Raw genomic sequence first — 20,353 nt, forward strand, 5'->3', positions numbered from 1 at the left:
GCCTAGTGCCGGAGGAAGACTTCGACGCCTACCTTCCCGAGGTCTTCTACGTGAAGTTCACGACCCCGCCGGTGCTGCGCGAGGTCAAGCGGGCGTTGCGGAGCGCGGCCGGGGTGCTCCTCGTGGGCGCTGTCGACGCGACCACGAAGGACAAGCGGCTGTGACGACGGCGTCCGGGAAGTGAGACCGTGATTTGACCGGGCAGAGTACCCTAGCCCGACGTGACCCAGCCCGAGACCTCTGGAAGCGCCGTGACTCCCGCAGAAACCCCGTACGTCACGATTGTTCTGCCGTGTTACAACGAGCAGGACCACGTCATCGACGAGGTCGAGCGCATCTGCGCGGCCATGGACGCCAGCGGGTACACCTATGAACTGCTGGCCGTGGACGACTGCTCCACCGACGAGACGCTCGCGCGTCTGCACGAGGCCGCGCCGCGCTTCCCGCGCATGCGGATCAGGGCGTTCCACCGCAACGGCGGCTCGGGCACCGTACGCAGGATCGGCAGCCAGGAGGCCCGCGGCGAGATCGTCGTGTGGACCGACGCCGACATGAGCTACCCGAACGAGCGCATCCCCGAGCTGGTCCAGATCCTGGAGAAGGACCAGACGATCGACCAGGTCGTCGGAGCGCGCACCACCGAGGAGGGCTCGCACAAGGTTCTGCGGGTGCCGGCGAAGTGGTTCATCCGCAAGGTGGCCGAGCGGCTGGCCGGGCAGAAGATCCCCGACCTCAACTCGGGCCTGCGGGCCTTCCGCGCGTCGGTCGCCAGGCCGTACCTGCGGCTGCTGCCCCCCGGCTTCTCCTGTGTCACGACGATCACGCTGGCGTTCATGTCGAACCAGCACGACGTCCACTACCTGCCGATCGAGTACGCGAAGCGGGCCGGGAAGTCGAAGTTCAACTTCGTCTCCGACGCCTACCGCTACATCCTTCAGGTGCTGCGGATGGTCATGTACTTCAACCCGCTCAAGGTACTCATGCCGCCCGCGCTCTGGCTGGTCGGCATCGGCTTCGTCAAGGGCCTGTACGACGTGGTCCGCTACGGCTTCTACCTCACCAGCAACACCATCGTGATCTTCATATCCGGCATGCTGATCGGGTCGGTGGCCCTGCTGGCCGACCTGATCGTGCGATCCCGGGGTGATGTGTGAGGATCGCGATCGTCGGCCCGACGTATCCGTACAAGGGAGGCGGGGCGCAGCACACGACGGAACTGGCCCACCGGTTGCGGGCGCGGGGCCACGACGTGGTCATCGAGTCGTGGCGGGCGCAGTACCCCTCGTTCCTGTACCCCGGGCAGCAGACGATCGACAGCCCCGAGGGCGAGCCCTACCCGGGCACCCGCCGCGACCTCGACTGGCGGCGGCCGGACGGCTGGGTGGCCTGCGGGCGGCGGCTGCGCGGGGCCGACCTGGTCGTGCTCGCCGTGCTCAGCCCGGTGCAGGTGCCGGCGTACCTCGGCATCCTGTACGGCCTGCGCCGCAGGGCGCGAGTGGTGGCGCTGTGCCACAACGTGCTGCCGCACGAGACCAAGCCGTACGACAGGCCGCTGATGAAGGCGCTGCTGCGCCGGGTCGACAGCGTGCTCGCCCACTCGGAGCAGCAGGCGGACCTCGCCCGCGCGCTCACCGGCGCGCCGGTGCGGGTGGCCGCCCTCGCCCCGCACCTGCCCGTGCGCGGAGCGCGGGAGGCGGCGGGCAGGGAACCCCGGGGCAGGCTGCTGTTCTTCGGCATCGTCCGGCCCTACAAGGGGCTCGACCTGCTGCTTGAGGCGCTCGCGCAGGTGCCCGACGTACGGCTCACGGTGGCCGGCGAGTTCTGGGGCGGCCTGGAGGACACCCGCGCCCTGATCGCCCGGCTCGGGCTGGCCGGCCGGGTCGAGATCCGGCCGGGATACGTGGCGGCGGAGGACGTGCCGGGGCTGTTCGCCGGGGCCGACGCGCTGGTGCTGCCCTACCGGTCGGCGACCGCCAGCCAGAACGTGTGGCTCGGTCACGAGCACGGCGTGCCGGTGATCGCCACCCGGGTCGGGGCGCTGCCCGACAACGTACGCGACGACGTGGACGGCCTCCTGGCGGAGCCGGGCTCGGCCGGCGCGCTGGCGGAGGCCGTCAAGCGGTTCTACCAGCCGGGGACGCCGGAGCGGCTGCGGGCGGGCGTCGCGCCCGTCGACCCCGAGCCGCACTGGGCCGTCTACCTCGACACCCTCCTCCCCCCACCAAACAACCCCGCGTGATCTTGTAGTTTGTCGCACGCGGGGTCCTTGACCTGGCCTTCCACCTTTCGTGATCATGCACAATTTCGTGCTGATGGGCTCCGACCGGCGCGAACGCACTTCGTAATCTTGCAATTGCATGATCACGGATCGCGTTGTGGCTGGTGGGTGCGGTGATCAGTCGATTCAGTGCAAGATCACGAAGGGGATCTATCCTGCTCATCGGGGGTCTCTGCGACAAACTGCAAGATCACGCGAGGAGGGTGGGGGTGTCGGCTGATCGGGAGACGGGGGCGGGGCGGGCACGGGTACTGTTGGGCAGCGTGAAGACATGGGTGAGCGGGGGGCGGGAATGAGCGGGGGCCGGGAATGAGCGCGGACCGCGCGGCCCAGCTCGAATACTCCGAGTTCCAGGCCGCGATGCTCGACGAGGACAAGCGCAGGCGCAAGGCCGCGAAGATCATCGCCGTGCTCGCGCACTTCCTGGGCAGGGACGCCGCCAAGCCCGGCGAGGCGCTGTCGGGGCTGACGGTCGGCGACGTCGGGTGCTCGGCCGGGTTCATCGCCGACGAGCTCGCCGCCGCGGGCGCCCGCCGCACGCTCGGGCTCGACATCGACGTCCCGGGCCTGCGCAAGGCGTCCGACCGCTTCGGCGGGCGGGTCGGGTTCGTCTGCGCCGACGGCTCCCGCCTGCCGTTTCCCGACGGCTCGGTCGACGTGCTGGTCTTCAACCACATCTACGAGCACGTGGTGAACCCCGACGCCGTGCTCGCCGACATGCACCGGGTGCTGTCCGACGACGGCGTCCTCTACCTGGGCCTGGGCAACCGGCTCGGGGTCATGGAGCCGCACTACAAGCTGCCCTTCCTGTCCTACCTGCCGCCCGCCGCCGCCGACCGGTACGTGCGGGCGTTCGGCCGGGCCGACCACTACTACGAGCGCTTCCGCACCCGGCCCGGGCTGCGGCGGATGCTGGCGGACTTCCACGTGTGGGACTACACGTTCCCGGTGCTGGCCGCGCCCGAGCGGTTCGCCGGTGGCGAGCTCTTCCCCGGCGCGGCCGGCCGCACCGCCAAGGCCACGCTGGAGCGGACCCCGCGCCCGGCCCTGCGGGCGCTGCTGCCGGTCGTCCCCACCTACCTGTGGGTCGCCACCAAGACGCCCCGCCGCCCCCTCGGCGCGGCGCTCCCGCAGCCGCCCGAGCCGGTCCGTACGTCCCGATGAGCCGCCGCAAGGCCGTTCGCGCGCTGTTCCTGCTCGTGGCGCTGGGGTTCGGCGTCTGGGCGGTGGCGAGCCAGTGGACCGCCGTGGCGGACGGCTTCGCCCGGCTGTCGTGGGCGGAGCTCGCCGGCTCGCTGGTGGCGGTGCTCGGCGCGCTGCTCGCCGGGATGTTCATGTGGCGGGCGCTGCTGACCGACCTGGGCTCCCCGCTGGCGTTCACCGACGCGTCAAAGATCTTCTTCGTGGGCCAGCTCGGCAAGTACATCCCCGGGTCGGTGTGGCCGATGCTCGCGCAGATGGAGATGGGCCGCGACCACGGCATCCCCCGGCCGCGCAGCGCCGCCGCCTTCTTCCTGACCTATCCGATCTACCTGGGCACCGGCCTGCTGGTCGCCCTCGTCACGCTGCCGGTGCTCGCCGGGCAGTCGGTCGCGAGATACGCCTGGCTGCTGCTGCTCGTGCCCGTGGTCGCCGCCGCCCTGCACCCGAAGGTGGTCAACGGCGTCATCGCCTTCGGTCTGCGCAAACTGCGCCGCCCGCCGCTCGAACGGCCGCTCACCCGGCGCGGCGTGCTCGTCGCCTGCGGCTGGGCCCTGGCGGGCTGGGCGGCCTACGGCGTGCACCTGGCGCTGATCGTGCACGGCCTCGGGGCGGGCGGGCCTTCGGCCGTGATCCTCAGCTTCGGCGCGTTCGCGCTCGCCTGGTGCCTGGGGTTCGTGTTCGTGATCGCCCCTGCCGGTGTGGGCGTGCGCGAGGTCGCGATGGTGGCCGCGCTCGCCCCGGTGCTCGACCGGCCCGCGGCGACCGCCGCCGTGTTGTGTTCCCGGCTCATCGTGTCCGTCGGCGACCTGGTGTGCGCCGGCGCCGCCGGTCTGGCCTCCCGGCGCGCGGTCCGTACGCGGGAGGAACCCGTACCACGGGCCTGAATCCGTGGAATGGGCGCGGGTCGCCCACCCTTCGAGATGCTCCTGATGTGATATCACTCACGTTTCGGGGGACGCCGGAAATAGAGTGACAGGGAGGGAAGTGGGGGAAGGCGTCAGTTCGTGGCGCGGGGCCCCTGGCCCCTGCCCGAACACCGCCGGAACCAGCGGGACCGTGCGGGCGGGGAGCGATCCTCCCGGCCTTGAGCGGGCCCAGTGAGGGGAGCGATTCACTTGACACCCCGGGTGCTCGTCGACGCCGCCGCGGTCCCTGCCGACCGCGGCGCCCTGATCAGGTATGTCGATGGACTGGTCGCGGCCCTGCACGAGGCGGGCGCGGACCTCGCGGTGATCTGCCAGCGCGCGGACGCCGAGCATTACGCCGCTCTCGTCCCCTCGGCGCGGATCCTCCCCGGACCGCCGGCGATCACCAACCGCAACAAGCGGCTGGCCTGGGAGCAGACCGGGCTGCCGATCCTGGCCCGGCACGCCGGCGCCCAGGTGATCCACGCTCCCTACTACTCGATCCCGCTGGGCTCGGGCCTGCCGACGGTGGCCACCGTCCACGACCTCACCTCGTTCACCGACCCCGACCAGCACGACCCCGTCAGAGCCTCGTTCTTCCGGTCGGCCACCCGCACCGCCGTACGCCACGCCACCCGGGTGATCGTGCCGTCGAAGGCCACCAGGGACGAGCTGGTCCGGGTGCTGGACGCCGACCCCACCCGGGTCGACGTCGCCTACCACGGAGTGGACCCCACGTTGTTCCACCCGCCGGCGCCGGAGGACGTGCGCCGGGTGGCCGGGCGATTCGGCCTGCACGACCGGCCGTACGTCGCCTATCTGGGCGCGCTGGAGCCGCGCAAGAACGTGCCGAACCTGGTGACCGGGTTCGGGCGGGCGGTCGGGCATCTGTCCTCGCCGCCCGCGCTGGTGCTGGCGGGCGGTCCCGCCTGGGACGAGGAGGTGGACGCCGCCGTGGCCGCGCTGCCGCCCCGGGTGAAGGTCGTGCGTCCCGGCTTCCTGCCCTTCGCCGACCTGCCGGGCTTCCTCGGCGGTGCGCTCGTGGTCGCCTCGCCGTCGCGGTGCGAGGGGTTCGGGCTGCCGGTGCTGGAGGCGATGGCCTGCGGGGCGCCCGTGCTGACCACTCACCGTGCCTCGCTGCCGGAGGTGGGCGGCGACGCGGTGGTCTACACCGAGCCCGACGCCGACAGCATCGCGCGGGCGCTGCGCGCCCTGCTGGAGTCGCCGGAGCGGCGTGAGTCGCTGGCACAGGCGGGCGTCACCCGCTCGCGCGAGTTCACCTGGCGGCATTCCGCCGAGGCCCACCTCGTCGCCTATCAACGGGCCGTCGAAGCCTAGGGCGGCGGCGTTCCGGTTTCGGGCATCCGGTTTCACCGCTCGTGCTGGGACGAAATCGGCTCCCGTATCGCCCGGTCCGAGGCCGGTGAACGGGGATCGCGCCCCTGTCGTGAAACGTCGGCACAACGGACGGCCGCGGAGGGCCCGGCTAGGCTACTCTCGCGGCTGTGAGGGAGAGTTCTGTGCGGTCGCCCGATGGGCTTGAGGCGATCCTTCTCGTGGGCGGCCAGGGCACGCGGCTGCGACCGCTGACGCTCAGCACGCCCAAGCCGCTGCTTCCGACGGCGGGGGTGCCCTTCCTCGCGCACCAACTGGCCAAGGCACGGGCGTACGGCGTGCGCCGGGTGGTCTTCGCGACGTCCTACCGGGCCTCGATGTTCGCCGAGGCCTTCGGCGACGGCTCCGGCTTCGGCCTGGAGATCGTCTACATGACCGAGGACACCCCGCTCGGCACCGGTGGCGCGATCCGCAACGCCGCGCGGGCGCTCACCTGCCCGCCCGAGGCGCCGGTGCTCGTGCTGAACGGCGACATCCTGTCGGGTCACGACATCGCCGCGCAGGTGGACCTGCACGTTTCACGGGGGGCCGCGGTGACCCTCCACCTCACGGAGGTGGACGACCCGTCGAGGTTCGGCTGCGTGCCGACCGACGACGACGGCCGGGTCAGCGCCTTCCTGGAGAAGACGCCCAATCCCGTGACGAACCGGATCAACGCCGGCTGCTACGTGTTCCAGCGCTCGGTCATCGACGCGATTCCCGAGGGCCAGGTGGTCTCGGTCGAGCGGGAGACCTTCCCCGGGCTGATCGCGTCCGGCGAGCTGGTGCTCGGCTACGCCGACACGTCGTACTGGCTGGACGTGGGCACGCCGGCGGCGTTCGTGCAGGGCTCGGCCGACCTGGTGCTGGGCAAGCTCGGCTCGCCCGCGCTGCCGGGTCCGGTGGGCGAGAGCCTCCTGCTGGACGGGTCCGTCGTGTCGCCCGAGGCCAAGGTCACCGGTGGCACGGTCGTCTGCGCCCGCGCCACGGTCGAGGCCGGCGCGAGCGTGCGCGGCAGCGTGCTGTCCGAGGACTGCCACGTCGCGTCCGGCGCGACCGTCGTGGACTCGGTCGTCGGGGTCGGCGCCCGCGTCGCCTCCGGCGCCATGTTGCGCGAGGTCGTCGTCGGCGACGGCGCGCTCATCGGCCCCGGCAACGAGCTCACCTCCGGTATGCGCGTCTGGCCCGGTGTAAATCTGCCCGAGTGCGCGGTCCGCTTCTCCAGCGACGTCTGATGATCTGCACGGCTTCCACCGGACGGCGGAGCGAGCGGCGCTGGCGGCCGTCCGCGCCGTTCGACCTCGCGCTGACGCTGTCGCCGCACCGGCACGGGGGAGGCGACCCGGCCTGGCGGTCCACGCCGGACGGGGCGATCTGGCGCGCCTCGCGCACCCCCGAAGGGCCCGGCACCCTGCGCGTGGCGGCAGGCGGCGGCGAGGTCCTCGGGCAGGCGTGGGGGCCGGGGGCGGGCTGGCTGCTGGAGACGCTTCCGTCGCTGCTGGGCGCCGACGACGACGTGGCCGGCTTCGCCGCGATGCTCGCGCGGCTCACCCGCGCCGGCGATCCCCGGCAGGCCCGCGCCGCCGCGTTCGTCGCCGGCCTGGCCGGCCGCGCCGCCGGGCTGCGGATCGGGCGCTCCCTGCGGGTCTTCGAGGCGCTGGCGCCCGCCGTGCTGGAGCAGAAGGTGGTCGGCAGCGAGGCGTGGCGGGCCTGGAGGTTCCTCCTGCGCCGGTACGGCGAGCCGGCCCCGGGCCCGGCCCCCGAGGGCATGTACGTGATCCCGCCGCCGGAGGTGTGGCGGGCGATCCCGTCGTGGGACTGGCACCGGGCGGGCGCGGAGGCCGTACGGGCCAGGACGATCGGCAACGCGGCCCGGCACGCCGAGAAGCTGGAGCGCACCGCGGATGCGTCGGTGGAGGCGTCGGCGGAGGCGGACCGCCTGCTGCGGGCGCTGCCGGGCATCGGCGTGTGGACCTCCGCCGAGGTCCGCCAGCGGGCCCACGGCGACCCGGACGCCCCCAGCGTGGGCGACTTCCACATTCCGGGGCTCGTCGGCTACGCGCTGACCGGCCGGAAGACCGACGACGACGGCATGCTCGAACTGCTCGATCCGTTCCGGGGGCACCGCCACCGCGTGGTCAAGCTAATCGAGCTCAGCGGCGTCAGGCCGCCGGCGCGCGGACCGCGCATGGCTCCGCGCGACTACCGGGCCTTCTGACGACGTCCGTTCAGGTTCTGGTTGATCCCGCAGTGCTCGACCCCGTCCCGGCACCTGCCGCTGAGGGTGTTGGTGAAGTCGCTGACGCTCGTCACCTGCTGGAGGCCGGCGAACGCGATGCCGTTGTTGCCGGCGGGGGCGTTCACGTTGCGCCTGCCCGCGGACACCTGCAGGGGGGCGCTGGCGATCGCGGGCGTGTTGGCCGTGTTGCGGCCGTCCGTGACCTGCTTGGCGTGGCCCTTGCCCGATCCGCCGCCGTGCCCGGCGTACGGCGCCGCGAGCGCCTCGGCCGCCGGCGCCGACAACCCGATGACGATCGTCGCGATGGCCAGGGACCGGACTCTCAAAGCTAGACAAAACGCACTATTCGCCCCAATAACGGCCACTATTTCCTCGCTCGTTGTCTGTTCCGCTCCCTCGCTCATACCCAGCGGCCGCAAACCGCCCGGCGGGCGTACGCCATGACTTCCCCCGGGCGGCCGGGGGCTGGGTGCGCCGGACGGACCCACGCCTCATAGGGTGCGGCGTATGACGGCGAAGCGACCTCCGAACGCCAGCTCCGACAGCGGCACCCGCCGGGCACTCGCGCGGGCCAGGGACGGCAAGACCCTCGACCCCGGCGAGGCGGCGATCCTGCTGCGCGCCCGCGGCGACGACCTGGACGCCCTGCTCGCGCACGCCTCACGGGTCAGGGACGCGGGACTGGAGGCCGCCGGCCGGCCCGGCGTCATCACCTACAGCCGCAAGGTGTTCATCCCGCTGACCCGGCTGTGCCGGGACAGATGCGGCTACTGCACGTTCGCCACCGCGCCGCACAAGCTGCCCGCCGCCTTCCTGTCGCCCGACGAGGTGCTGGAGATCGCCCGCCAGGGCGCGGCGATGGGCTGCAAGGAGGCGCTGTTCACGCTCGGCGACCGGCCGGAGGACCGGTGGCACCAGGCGCGCGAGTGGCTCGACGCCCACGGGTACGACGACACGCTCTCGTACGTGCGGGCGATGGCGATCCGGGTGCTGGAGGAGACGGGGCTGCTGCCCCACCTCAACCCCGGCGTGCTGACCTGGAAGGACCTGCAGCGGCTCAAGCCGGTCGCGCCCTCGATGGGCATGATGCTGGAGACCACCTCACGGCGGCTGTTCACCGAGAAGGGCGAGGCCCACTACGGCTCTCCCGACAAGGACCCGGACGTGCGGCTGCGCGTGCTGGAGGACGCCGGCCGCTCCAGCGTGCCGTTCACGACGGGCCTGCTGATCGGCATCGGCGAGACGATCGAGGAGCGGGCCGAGTCGATCTTCGCGATCCGCCGGGTCGCCAGGGAGTACGGCGGCATCCAGGAGGTCATCGTCCAGAACTTCCGCGCCAAGCCCGACACGGCCATGCGCGGCATGCCCGACGCCGACCTGCACGAGCTGGCCGCGACGATCGCGGTGACGCGGCTCGTGCTCGGCCCGAAGGTCCGCGTGCAGGCGCCGCCCAACCTGATCGGCGAGGAGTACGCGCTGATGCTGCGGGCGGGCATCGACGACTGGGGCGGAGTGTCCCCGCTCACGCCCGACCACGTCAACCCCGAGCGCCCGTGGCCGCAGATCGACGACCTCGCGGCCCGCACCGCCGCGACCGGGTTCACGCTGCGCGAGCGCCTCACGATCTATCCCGAGTACGTGCTCGCGGGGGAGCCGTGGCTCGATCCCCGGCTCACCGAGCACGTCGCGGCGCTGGCCGACCCCGCCACCGGGCTCGCGCGTGAGGACGCCGTGCTTCGGGGCCGTCCCTGGCAGGAGCCCGACGGCGGCCTGGGCGGCCTGGTCACCGGCGGACGGGCCGACCTGCACACCGCCGTCGACGCCGAGGGCCGGACGGGCGACCGCCGGGCCGACTTCGACAGCGTGTACGGCGACTGGGAGGCCCTGCGCGAACGCCTGCCCGGCGGCGGACGGGACGGGGCCGTCCGGAACCACGCCGTCGGGGCGGATGTGCGGGAGGCGCTGCGGCAGGCCGAGGCGGACCCGGCGCGGCTGACCGACGAGCAGGCGCTGACGCTGCTCGACCTCGCCGGGGACCAGTCGGGGGCGGGCGCCGACGACGCCGGCCTGGAGGAGCTGTGCCGGATCGCCGACGGGCTGCGCCGCGAGGCGGTGGGCGACGACGTCACCTACGTCGTCAACCGGAACATCAACTTCACCAATGTCTGCTACACCGGCTGCCGGTTCTGCGCCTTCGCCCAGCGGCGCACCGACGCCGACGCCTACACCCTGTCGCTGAGCGAGGTGGCCGACCGGGCGCAGGAGGCGTGGGAGGCCGGGGCGACCGAGGTGTGCATGCAGGGCGGCATCCACCCCGACCTGCCCGGCACGGCCTATTTCGACATCGCCCGCGCGGTGAAGGAACGCTGCCCCGAGATCCACGTGCACGCGTTCTCGCCGATGGAGGTCGTCAACGGCGCGAGCCGTACGAACCTGTCGGTCGAGGAGTGGCTGCACGCGGCGCGGGAGGCGGGGGTCGACTCGCTGCCCGGCACGGCCGCCGAGATCCTCGACGACGACGTGCGGTGGGTGCTGACCAAGGGCAAGCTGCCCGCCCGGGAGTGGATCGAGGTCATCACCACCGCCCACCGGGTCGGCATCCCCACGACCTCGACCATGATGTACGGCCACGTGGACACCCACGAGCACTGGGTGCGCCACATCCGGCTGATCCGGTCGATCCAGGAGGAGACGGGCGGGTTCAGCGAGTTCGTGCTGCTGCCGTTCGTGCACCACAGCGCCCCGATCTACCTGGCGGGGATCTCCAGGCCGGGACCGACCGCGCGGGAGAACCGGGCCGTTCACGCGCTGGCGCGGATCATGCTGCACGGCGCGATCCGCAACATCCAGTGCTCCTGGGTGAAGCTGCGCGACGACCTGTGCCGGGACGTGCTCGCCGGAGGCGTGAACGACCTCGGCGGCACGCTCATGGAGGAGACGATCAGCCGGATGGCCGGCTCGGAGAACGGCTCCTACAAGACGATCAGTGAGATCGCGGCCATGGTGGCGCCGACCGGCCGTCCGCTGCGCCAGCGCACCACGTCGTACGGCCGGCCGGGTGAGGAGCGGGCCGAGGCGGCCCGGCGCAGCGACGGGGTGTGCCAGTCGGTCCGCGGGCCGCTGCTCACGGTCTCACCCGTCTCCCGGCCGCCGGTCACCTCGTGACGTAGAAGTCGGCCGGGTCCCGCGGCGGCCGGTCCTTCGGCGGCGCGGCGGGATGGCCGACGGCCACGGCCCCCATGGGGTCCCAGTTCTGCGGCAGGCCGAGCACCTTGCGCACCACGTCACGGCAGAACATCGTGGACGACACCCACGCCGAGCCCAGCCCCTGCACGGCGAGCTGGACCAGGAAGTTCTGCACGCCGGCGCCGGTGGCCACCACGAACATCTCCCGCTCGGCGGCGTTCCTGCGCTCGTCCCTGTAGGTGTGCGAGCCGTCCATCACCAGGCACGGAACCGCCAGGTAGGGCGCGTTCCTCAGCACGTCGCCGCGCCGGATCCGCCGGGCGATCGACTCCTCGGAGAAGCCGTCGGAGCGCAGGTCCTCGATCCAGGCGTCCCGCATCGCGTCGAGCAGTTCCGCGCGCGCCCCCGGGGTCTCCAGCAGCACGAACCGCCACGGCGTGGTGTGGTGCGGGGCGGGCGCGGCGACGGCGGCGGCCACGGCCCGCCGTACGGCCGCGGGGTCCACCTCGGCGGCGGAGAACTCCCGGATCGTGCGGCGGGCGAAGACGACGTCGGCAGAGCCGTACCGGAACATGTCCTCGTCGGCGGGGCGGACCAGGACCCGCCCGCCCGGGCCGTCCTCGTCGGTCACCAGGTGGGCCAGCCCGCGGACGACGGCCACCGGAACGCCGGACAGCTTGCCCTTCGCCAGGTCGCCCGCCGCCGCGATCTCGTCGGCCAGCGCGGTGACGGTGGCGTTGAGCGGGTTGCCGTAGCCGTCGGTGCCACCGCGCAGGTCCTCAAGGGGCCGCACGCCGGCCGCGCCGATGGCGACGTCGGTCAGGCCGTGCCGCCAGGGCCGGCCGAAGGTGTCGGACACGATCACCCCGGCGCGCACGCCGAGCCGCTCGCGCAGCCCCCGGCGGATCCGGCCCGCCGAGGCGTCCGGGTCCTCGGGCAGCAGCAGCACGGTGCCGGGGGAGGTGTTGGAGGCGTCGACGCCGGCCGCGGCCATCACGAAGCCGTGCCGCGTCTGCGCGATGACCGTGTCGCCGCGCCGCGCGACCACGCGCTCGGTCTCCTCCCCGATCGCGGCCGTACGACTACCGTCCTGCCGGATGCGGCCCTCGGCCTTGCTCACGATCTTGGAGGTTACTACCAGGATGTCGCCGTCCCGGAGGTCGGGCGCGGCCTGCGCCACGAGCAGGGCGATGTCGTCGCCGGGACGCACCTCGGGCAGGCCGGGCACGCCGCTGACAGTGATCTGGGGCATGGGCTCCTCTGACGTCTGTTCTGGCATCGGCATTCAGGCCTTCAGCGACCGGGCCAGGGCGAGGGCCGCGGCGGCGATGTCCCTCGTGGCCTCGGGGTCGCTCATCAGGAGCGGGCGGGCCTCCACCGCGACGCCGTCGAGCGCCACGCCCTTGTCCTCCTCGGCCACGAGCCAGCCGTCGAGCAGCGCGGATCCGTACAGCTCCAGGACGGCCTGGGCGCTCGTCTCCACGCCGATCGCGGTCAGGCAGGCGTCGGCCATGCCGCGCACCGGCGCGCCGCCGATGATGGGGGAGACGCCGACGACGGTCTTGTCCTCCAGAGCGGCCCGGATGCCCGGGATCTGGAGGATCGTGCCGATGCTGACGACCGGGTTCGACGGCGGGAGGATGACGACGTCCGCCGCCGCGACGGCGTCGAGCACGCCGGGCGCGGGACGCGCCTCGTCCGCGCCGACGAGCACGATCTGCTCGGCCGGCACGGAGGCGCGCAGCCGCACCCACCACTCCTGGAAGTGGACGGCCCGCCTGCCGGCCTCGTCGGAGATGACCACGTGGGTCTCGGTGGGATCGTCCGACATCGGCAGCAGCCGCACCCCGGGCCGCCATCGGTCGCACAGGGCCTCGGTCACCTGGGAGAGCGGATAACCGGCCGCCAGCATCTGGCTGCGGATGATGTGGGTGGCGAAGTCCCGGTCGCCGAGGCCGAACCACTGCGGTTCCATGCCGTACGCGGCGAGCTCCTCCTTCACCGTGAACGTTTCAGCGGCCCGTCCCCAGCCCTGTTCCTCGTTGATGCCTCCGCCCAGCGTGTACATGACCGTGTCGAGGTCAGGGCACACGCGCAGGCCGAACAGGGTGATGTCGTCGCCGGTGTTGCCGATCACGGTGATCTCGGAATCGGGGGCTGCCGCCTTGAGACCTCGGAGGAACCGGGCGCCGCCGATTCCTCCGGCGAGGGACACGATGCGCATGCGGCCAGTCTTCCACCGGCCGTCCGCGGGATCGCCGACACCCACCCCAGGAACGGGATGAACGGCGATATGTAGGGTCTGTTTGGCTTGTGAGGTTCATGGGTCTGCCGACGCTTAAGTCAGTCTTGTGCAAAACTTCCCCGAGTGCCGTTTGGACCGATGGGGGTAGTCGTGCTCAAGGTCGATACCGGCCGGCTCCGAGAGCCGGCCGCGTGGACGATGCTCGCGGCGGTGATCACCACCGTCCTCGTCAGCATCGCGCACCTGCTGATCGGCTCCTCGTCGAGCAGCACGTTCGGCGTCCGCGCGGCGACGAGCCTGTACTCTCTCGTGTCCCCGGTCTCGACCGCACTCGCGTTCGGCGCCGTGCTGCTCGTCGCCAAGGCCGGGACGCCCACCCCCCGGGCCCGCCTGGTGGCGCTCGGCGCGGCCGGGTCGCTCGGTCTCAGCGTCGTCTTCGGCGTGATCGCCGTGCTGGGCGTGCTCGTGGGCGAGCTGGCCTCGTTCCGCGACCGGTTCGAATACCTGATCACCGGACTGCCGTTGGTCGCGCTCGCCGTCTTCGGTGCGCTGTTCGCGCTGAGCACGGCATCGGCGCTCCAGCCCGTCAGGGAACCGGCGGGCGACTTCTTCGGCAGGCGCGAGGACGCCTACCCGCCCCAGCCGTACGCTCCGGCGCTGCCGCACAACCCGCAGGCGCCTCACGCACCGCAGCAGCCGCACGCGCCGCAGGGCGCGCCGGCCCACGCCCCCGGTCCTGTTCAGCAGGCGCCTCATCAGCAGGTGCCCAATCAGCAGCAGTTCGGCCACCCCGCCCCGGGCGACCACCAGAGCCAGCCGCAGGGTCAGCCACAGGGTCAGCCACAGGGTCAGCTACAGGGCCAGCCGCAGGGGCCCGCGTACGGGCAGAACGCGCCGGCGCCGGCTCACCCCCAGCTGCCGCCCGCGGAGCACCGCTACCCCGACCAGCAGCAGTACGGCCAGGAATACGAGCCGCAGCCCTCCTACGCGCCCGCCCCGACCGCCCCGCAGTCCCCGCCCTTCGGCGGGCAGGGCGGGCAGCCCGGCTCCCCGGCTCCCGCTCCGGTTTCCTCTCAGGGCCCCGGCCAGGGACAGATGCAGCAGGCGCAGCAGCCCCGGCCGTCGCTGCAGGACGTCCAGACCGGCGCGCACTACCCCGACTACGGCCCGTACGGCGCGCAGCCCGAGGCGGCGGCGCCCCAGCGCGCCGACTACGCCCCGCCGCCGCAGGGCCCGGTGTTCGACCAGTACGGCTACGCGGGCCAGCAGACGGACTCCGGTGGCTACGGGCAGTTCCCGAGCGCTCCCCCCGCCGTGCCCGATACCCCTGTCGCTCCCGTCGCTCCCGTCGCTCCCGTCGCTCCCGTCGTCCCCGCCGCTCCCGACCCTCGCGGTTACGGTCAGCCGTCCTCCTACGCCCCGGTCTCGGAGGCCAGGCCGTACGAGCAGGACCAGTCGTACGGACAGGGTTCCCCGTTCTCCGGCTACTCGGGTCAGGCGTTCGCCCGCCATGCCGCCGAGCAGGCCCCGGCCGGCGGCCCGGCCTTCGACGCTCCCCCCGCGTACGAAGGCCCGGCCGACCCGCGGGAGCAGCAGCTCGCGCAGGCCTACCAGCAGGCGCAGAGCTACCAGAAGGGCGCCCTGCCCGACCACCCCACCGGTCCGCAGGACATGCCGGAGTACTACGACAACCCGCTCGGCCACCCCCAGTCCGAGCCCGCGCCGTTCCAGCCTCCCGTGGCCGGCCCCGCCGACCAGACGGTCCGTTTCGACTCCTCCGGCTATCACGGAGACCCGCTCAGCGACCCGCTGCCCAGGGAGGAGCCGCTCGACCCGACGGCCATCTACACGCCTGATCGGTCGCAGGCAAAGTATGAGGAAGGTTCCGCCCCCGATCAGGCAGGCCGCGGAACCGACCCCAACCTCCCTTGGTATGGTTCCGAACGCTGATAGGACCGTAGATCGGGGCGTACGAACCGGGGCGAGCAGGTCTTTCCCCGGGTATCGGTATGCCGCTTGACGCCACACGCGCCACGCGCGTGTAATTACAGACATGTTGTTACGCCTTCCCAAGGGTGGGTACAGGGCAGGCGTTTTTATGGGGGGCTCCATGTGGGCGGGCGAGCGACAGGGAGGTGTGCAATGACCGATCTGGTCATGGCACAGGCGCTCGATGGCGACGGTGAAGATCTCGGGTGGCAGGAGCGCGCTTTGTGCGCGCAGACTGATCCTGAGGCGTTCTTTCCTGAAAAGGGCGGTTCCACCAGGGAAGCAAAGAAGGTGTGCCGTTCGTGTGAGGTGCGCGCCGAATGCCTTGAATACGCGCTTCAGCATGATGAGCGTTTCGGCATCTGGGGCGGCCTGTCCGAGCGGGAAAGGCGCAAGATCAAGCGCCAGGCCGTCTAGGTCGTGTCCCTGACATCGACGCGGGTGGGGCCGTGCGTTCGGCGCACGGCCCCACGCTTATGTCTGGGTTGTTGCTGACATCCTGTTTCGCCTGGATGTGATCGGGTGAGTCCGGGTTGCCGTATCGTGGTCGGCGCTCAGCCGTACGACCCCCCAAGGACTCGACGTGCACTCGGTGACCGCGATCGTCGTCGCTCACGACGGCGCCCGCTGGCTCAAGGAGACGCTGGCGGCGGTGCTGCGCCAGGCCCGGCCTCTCGACCGTGTCGTCGGCGTCGACAACGGCAGCCGTGACGGCAGCGGGGCGCTGCTGACCGAGGCCTTCGGCCCGGGAAACGTGCTGGCGCTGCCCCGGTCCACCGGGTTCGGCGAGGCCGTCCACGAAGTGCTGCGGCGGCTGCCGCCCGCGCCCGGCGAGGAATGGGTCTGGCTGCTCCACGACGACTGCGTGCCCGACGCGCACGCGCTGCAGGCTTTGCTGTGGGCCGCCGAGCAGGATCCCAAGGCCGCCATCCTCGGCCCCAAGCTGCGTGACTGGCTCGACCGGCGGGTGCTGCTCGAGATGGGCGTCACCGTCAGCAGGTCGGGACGGCGCGACACCGGCCTGGAGCCGAGGGAGTACGACCAGGGCCAGCACGACGGGATCGCCGACGTCCTGTCGGTCTCCACGGCCGGCATGCTCATCCGCAGGGACGTCTGGGACGAGCTGTCCGGCCTCGACACCGCGCTGCCGCTGTTCCGCGACGACCTCGACCTGTGCTGGCGGGCCCGTACGGCCGGGCACCGCGTGCTGAACGTGAGCGACGCGGTGGCCTGGCACGCCGAGGCGTCGGCGCGGCGGCGCCGCAGGATCGCCACCAGCGAGGAGCACCCGCGCAGGCTCGACCGGCGCAACGGTCTGTTCGTCCTGATGGCGAACCTGCCGTTCGGCGCGCTCGTGCGATCGGTGCTGCGCAACGTCTTCGGGTCCGTGCTGCGGGCCCTGCTGTTCCTGCTGGCCAAGCAGCCGGCCAACGCCCTCGACGAACTGGCCGCGCTCGGCTCGGTCATCGGCCATCCGATGCGCCTGCGGCGGGCACGTAAGGCCAGGAAGCAGGGCAGGAAGCAGGGCTGGCCCGCGATCCGGCGCAAGCTCACCCCGCCGGGCGCGGCGTTTCGGCGGCTGGCCGACATGGTGCAGGGCTTCCTCGCCGGAGCCGGCCCGGTGGACTCGGCGGGCCGCCACCACGCCGCCGCGGACCGCGCCCAGGAGGACGACGGCGACGAACTGCTGACCGACTCGGGCGGCGTCCAGCGCGTGTTCAGCAGTCCGGGGGTGGCGCTCTTCCTGATCCTGACGGTGATCACGCTGGTTGCCGAAAGGACGCTGCTGCCCGGGCTTCTGTCCTCCGACGGGCACCTGGGCGGCGGCGCTCTGGTGCCGGTCACCGGGGGCGCGTCCGACCTGTGGCGGCTCTACGTCGAAGACCATCACGCCGCCGGGCTCGGCTCGCAGACCTGGGCCCCGCCGTACGTCGCCGTGCTGGCCGGGCTGTCGGCGGTCGCGTTGGGCAAGACGTGGCTGGCCGTGGCCGTGGTGCTGCTCGGCTGCGTGCCGCTGGCCGGGATCTCGGCGTACGCGGCGACCAAGCGCATGATCTCCTACGCGCCCGCGCGGGTCTGGCTGGCCGCCACCTACGCCCTGCTGCCCGTCGCGACGGGCGTGGTGGCGGGCGGGCGGCTCGGCACCGCGATCGTGATCGTGCTGCTGCCCGTCTACGCGGCGCTCGCCACGCGGGTGATGGCCGGGTCGCGGCGGGCGGCCTGGGGCCTCGGCCTGCTCCTGACCGTGGGCACGGCCTTCGTCCCGCTCGCGTACGTGCTGGTGGCGATCCTCGGCGGGCTCGCCGCGGTGTCGTTCGGAGGCATTCGCCGGGGCGTCAGGCGGTCGCTCGTGATCGGCCTCGGCACCCCGGTCGTGCTGCTGTTCCCGTGGCTGGTGCAGATCGCCAGGGAGCCGGGCCGGATCCTGCTCGAGTCCGGCCTGCACGAGTCCGGCCTGCATGTCGGCCGCCTCACCACCCCCCGCCTGGCCGCCGACTCCCTGCTCATGCTGAGCCCCGGCGGGCCGGGGGTGCCGCCCGTGTGGGCGACGGCGGGCCTGATCGCGGTCGCGCTGGCCGCACTGCTGCTGCGGCGTCACCAGATGATCGTCGCCATCGGCTGGGGCGTCATGCTCTTCGGGCTCCTGGTGGCGATCGTGGTCAGCCGGGTCGACGACGCGGCGTGGCCGGGGGTGCCGCTGGCGTTCGCGGCGACGGGCCTGCTGGTGGCCGCGGGGCACCAGGCGCACCGGATCGCCGAGTTCCGCGCCTCGGGCGGGCTGCGCCGGCTGGGCGCGATGCTGATCGTCGTGGTCGCCTTCGCGACGCCGCTCGCCGCCGCCGCGCTGTGGGTGACCAGAGGCGCGGACGACCCGCTGCGAAGCGACCTGAGCGATCCGGTGCCGGTGCTCGCCGAACTGCAGTCGGAGCCCGGCGAGGGCACCCTCCTGCTGCGTCCCAAGGACGGCACGGTGGGCTACACGCTGATGCGCGGCCGGGGTCCGCTGATCGGCGAGTCCGACCTCACGCCGCCCCGGGAGACGACCGAGCGTTTCACGACCGCGGTCGCCGGGCTCGCCTCGGGCCGGGGCAGCACGTACGTCCAGACGCTCGCGGCGTCCGGGGTCCGCTTCGTGACGGTGCCCGGCTCCGTCGACCCCGCCCTGCGACGGGCGCTCGACTCGCAGCCCGCCCTGGTCAGGGTGAGCCTGTCGGAGACGGGCGGCCTGTGGCGTGTGGCGGGCCAGGTGACGGTGCCTCCGCCGCCGGCGACCGCGGGCGGGCTGCATCGGGGCTGGTTGTGGGCCCAGGGCGGGCTGCTCGTGCTCGTGCTGATCCTCGCCTCGCCCGGGGCCCGTACGAAGGAGCCGGACGTCGACTACGCGGACGCGCCCGTCGAGGAGGGGCCGCGGGGCCGCCGCCGGGCCAAGGAGAACAAGGGCAGGAAAGATCGGGTGCCCGCGTGAGGAGACTGATCGAGAACCGCTTCGGCCTGCTCGCTCTGGTGCTGGTCGCCCTGGGCGCGTTGTACGGCGTGGCCTTCGTCAGCCGGCCCGCGCCCGCCGCTCAGGTGCGTCCGCAGGCCGTCAGGGCGCCGGTGGAGTCGGTGACCGCCGTGTGCCCCGCGCCGTCCGGCAGCAGGGTGAGCGTGGTGACCCCCGCCCAGGACCAGCGGAACCCGGGACAGCAGGACCAGAAGCCGGGCAGCGCCACCCTGTCGGCGATCAGAACGCCGGAGGAGAAGGCCGGCGGCAATGACGACGTGATCGACAGGCCGGGCCTGCTGTGGCAGCGCGAGATCGCCGTCGGGGGCGGCCCGCTCGTGGTCGACGCCACCGGTGCGATGGCCGCCGGGCTGGAGAGCGCCCAGACCGCCAGGGAGACGTCGGGCACCCAGCGGGGTCTGGCCGGAGTGCGGTGCGTCGAGCCGGGCGCGGAGAGCTGGTTCGTCGGGCCGGGGCCGGCCGCCGCGGAGATGACCCTCTACCTCGCCAACCCCGACGCGGCCCCGGCCAACGTCTCGTTCATGGTCTACTCCGGAGAGGGCCCGGTGCTGAGCGAGCGCGGCAACGGCGTCGTCGTCAAGCCCGGCCAGCACCGCGTGATCAGGCTGCGCGACCTCGCGCCCTCCCCGCTGATCATGGCCCTGCAGGTGAGCACGCGCAGCGGCCGGGTGGCCGCCGCGGTGAAGGCCGTCCTGGGTGAGGGCAGGGGCGTCGACTGGCTGCCCGTCGCCGCCGCCCCCGCCACCCGGGTCGTCGTCCCCGGCATCCCCGGAACCGCCGGGCAGCGGGAGCTGTACGTCGCCGCGCCGGGGGAGCGGGACACCGTCGTGCGGATCAAAGCAGTGCTGGAGGACGGCTCCTACGCGCTGAAGAACAAGGAGACGATCGAGGTGCCGGCCGGATCGGCGGCCTCGCTCGACCTGTCCACCGGGATCGGCGGGCAGCCGGCCGCGCTGGTGCTGGAGTCCGACGTCCCGATCGTGGCGGGCCTCAAGATCACCGGAACGGGGGCCAGGCAGGACGTCGCCTACACGGCCGGCGCCGCCTCCGTCGATCTCGGCAGCGTCGTCGCGGACGGCCGGGCGGAAGGCAAGCAGACCTCCTGGCTGGTGCTGTCCGCGCCCTTCGGGGCGGCCGTGGCGGAGGTTCAGCTGGTGCCCTCGAAGGGTGCGGCGCCGGCCCCGGTCGAGGTGAAGGTGCCCGCCGCCCGCACCAAGGAGCTCAGGCTCACGCCGCCGAAGGGAAGCAAGGGCGGCTTCAGCGTGGTCGTGCGGCCGATGCCGGGCTCGGGTCCTGTGTACGGCGGGCGCGTCCTCGACGAGGGGGTCAAGGACGGCCGGCTGCTGACCGCGCAGCCGCTGGCCATGGCCAGGACCTGGGCGCTGGTGCCCCCGACCGTCGACGAGCCGGGCGCCGTGCTGCCCTGAAC

The 20,353-nt window shown here is 72.8% G+C and carries 16 protein-coding genes; 13 read left to right on the forward strand and 3 right to left on the reverse strand.

Annotated features, from left to right (window positions below):
* Positions 1-5: 5 nt before the first annotated feature.
* The 8 genes from FLX07_RS36365 to FLX07_RS09025 all read left to right on the forward strand — a co-directional run bounded on the left by FLX07_RS36365 (position 6) and on the right by FLX07_RS09025 (position 7,978).
* Positions 6-164 (forward strand): hypothetical protein, encoded by a 159-nt coding sequence (locus tag FLX07_RS36365; protein WP_167748173.1) that lies wholly within the window; start codon positions 6-8, stop codon positions 162-164.
* 57 nt (positions 165-221) lie between these two features.
* The gene (locus FLX07_RS08995) at positions 222-1,154 is read left to right on the forward strand and encodes a glycosyltransferase family 2 protein (protein ID WP_142569468.1); all 933 of its coding nucleotides are present in this window, start codon (positions 222-224) and stop codon (positions 1,152-1,154) included.
* Positions 1,151-2,239, forward strand: a complete 1,089-nt coding sequence (locus FLX07_RS09000; RefSeq protein ID WP_142569470.1) for a glycosyltransferase family 4 protein — start codon at positions 1,151-1,153, stop codon at positions 2,237-2,239. Before FLX07_RS08995 ends, FLX07_RS09000 begins: the two co-directional genes overlap by 4 nt.
* Before the next feature lie 348 nt (positions 2,240-2,587).
* A complete protein-coding gene (locus FLX07_RS09005) occupies positions 2,588-3,442 on the forward strand; it encodes a class I SAM-dependent methyltransferase (protein ID WP_142569472.1) in 855 nt (284 codons plus the stop codon).
* Positions 3,439-4,365 (forward strand): lysylphosphatidylglycerol synthase transmembrane domain-containing protein, encoded by a 927-nt coding sequence (locus tag FLX07_RS09010; protein WP_142569473.1) that lies wholly within the window; start codon positions 3,439-3,441, stop codon positions 4,363-4,365. Before FLX07_RS09005 ends, FLX07_RS09010 begins: the two co-directional genes overlap by 4 nt.
* Positions 4,366-4,596: 231 nt before the next feature.
* The gene (locus tag FLX07_RS09015) at positions 4,597-5,724 is read left to right on the forward strand and encodes a glycosyltransferase family 4 protein (protein ID WP_142569475.1); all 1,128 of its coding nucleotides are present in this window, start codon (positions 4,597-4,599) and stop codon (positions 5,722-5,724) included.
* Positions 5,725-5,906: 182 nt separating this feature from the next.
* Positions 5,907-6,995 carry a mannose-1-phosphate guanylyltransferase gene (gene manB / locus FLX07_RS09020; RefSeq protein ID WP_142569477.1) on the forward strand — a complete coding sequence of 363 codons (1,089 nt, stop codon included), beginning with the start codon at positions 5,907-5,909 and terminating at the stop codon, positions 6,993-6,995.
* On the forward strand, positions 6,995-7,978 hold the full coding sequence (locus FLX07_RS09025) for a DNA-3-methyladenine glycosylase family protein (RefSeq protein WP_142569479.1): 984 nt from the start codon (positions 6,995-6,997) through the stop codon (positions 7,976-7,978). Before manB ends, FLX07_RS09025 begins: the two co-directional genes overlap by 1 nt.
* On the opposite strand, the gene FLX07_RS09030 is transcribed toward FLX07_RS09025, so the two are convergent.
* Positions 7,963-8,325, reverse strand: coding sequence for a hypothetical protein (locus FLX07_RS09030; RefSeq protein ID WP_142569481.1), 363 nt, complete (start codon positions 8,323-8,325; stop codon positions 7,963-7,965). The genes FLX07_RS09025 and FLX07_RS09030 overlap by 16 nt on opposite strands.
* Positions 8,326-8,506: 181 nt before the next feature.
* On the opposite strand from FLX07_RS09030, the gene FLX07_RS09035 reads away from it, so the two are divergent.
* Complete coding sequence (locus tag FLX07_RS09035; protein ID WP_142569482.1) at positions 8,507-11,164, forward strand: bifunctional FO biosynthesis protein CofGH; 2,658 nt, start codon at positions 8,507-8,509, stop codon at positions 11,162-11,164.
* Here the strand turns inward: FLX07_RS09035 and FLX07_RS09040 are convergent.
* Together FLX07_RS09040 and cofD are read right to left on the reverse strand one after the other, a co-directional pair.
* A complete protein-coding gene (locus FLX07_RS09040) occupies positions 11,154-12,437 on the reverse strand; it encodes a coenzyme F420-0:L-glutamate ligase (protein WP_142569484.1) in 1,284 nt (427 codons plus the stop codon). The two genes, FLX07_RS09035 and FLX07_RS09040, sit on opposite strands and share 11 nt — an antisense overlap.
* 33 nt (positions 12,438-12,470) lie before the next feature.
* Entirely contained in the window at positions 12,471-13,409 is a 939-nt protein-coding gene (gene cofD / locus FLX07_RS09045) for a 2-phospho-L-lactate transferase (protein WP_142569486.1), read from the reverse strand.
* A gap of 171 nt (positions 13,410-13,580) precedes the next feature.
* Between cofD and FLX07_RS36370 the strand changes: the two genes are divergently transcribed.
* From FLX07_RS36370 to FLX07_RS09065, 4 genes are all read left to right on the forward strand, one after another.
* Positions 13,581-15,380, forward strand: a complete 1,800-nt coding sequence (locus FLX07_RS36370; protein ID WP_167748174.1) for a hypothetical protein — start codon at positions 13,581-13,583, stop codon at positions 15,378-15,380.
* Positions 15,381-15,572: 192 nt separating this feature from the next.
* Complete coding sequence (locus tag FLX07_RS09055) at positions 15,573-15,836, forward strand: WhiB family transcriptional regulator (protein WP_030509369.1); 264 nt, start codon at positions 15,573-15,575, stop codon at positions 15,834-15,836.
* 166 nt (positions 15,837-16,002) lie between these two features.
* The gene (locus FLX07_RS09060) at positions 16,003-18,885 is read left to right on the forward strand and encodes a glycosyltransferase family 2 protein (protein WP_142569488.1); all 2,883 of its coding nucleotides are present in this window, start codon (positions 16,003-16,005) and stop codon (positions 18,883-18,885) included.
* Positions 18,882-20,351: a DUF5719 family protein gene (locus tag FLX07_RS09065; protein WP_142569489.1), complete on the forward strand. Its 1,470-nt coding sequence runs from the start codon at positions 18,882-18,884 to the stop codon at positions 20,349-20,351. Before FLX07_RS09060 ends, FLX07_RS09065 begins: the two co-directional genes overlap by 4 nt.
* The last annotated feature ends 2 nt before the right edge of the window (positions 20,352-20,353 follow it).

The sequence above is a fragment of the Microbispora bryophytorum genome (genome assembly GCF_006874465.1).
Lineage (GTDB): Bacteria > Actinomycetota > Actinomycetes > Streptosporangiales > Streptosporangiaceae > Microbispora > Microbispora bryophytorum.

Coding starts and splice junctions, on each gene's coding strand:
- FLX07_RS09005 (WP_142569472.1), top strand. CDS start 2,588: ATGAGCGCGGACCGCGCGGCCCAGCTCGAATACTCCGAGTTCCAGGCC.
- FLX07_RS09010 (WP_142569473.1), top strand. CDS start 3,439: ATGAGCCGCCGCAAGGCCGTTCGCGCGCTGTTCCTGCTCGTGGCGCTG.
- FLX07_RS09025 (WP_142569479.1), top strand. CDS start 6,995: ATGATCTGCACGGCTTCCACCGGACGGCGGAGCGAGCGGCGCTGGCGG.
- FLX07_RS09035 (WP_142569482.1), top strand. CDS start 8,507: ATGACGGCGAAGCGACCTCCGAACGCCAGCTCCGACAGCGGCACCCGC.
- FLX07_RS09040 (WP_142569484.1), bottom strand. CDS start 12,437: ATGCCCCAGATCACTGTCAGCGGCGTGCCCGGCCTGCCCGAGGTGCGT.
- cofD (WP_142569486.1), bottom strand. CDS start 13,409: ATGCGCATCGTGTCCCTCGCCGGAGGAATCGGCGGCGCCCGGTTCCTC.
- FLX07_RS09055 (WP_030509369.1), top strand. CDS start 15,573: ATGACCGATCTGGTCATGGCACAGGCGCTCGATGGCGACGGTGAAGAT.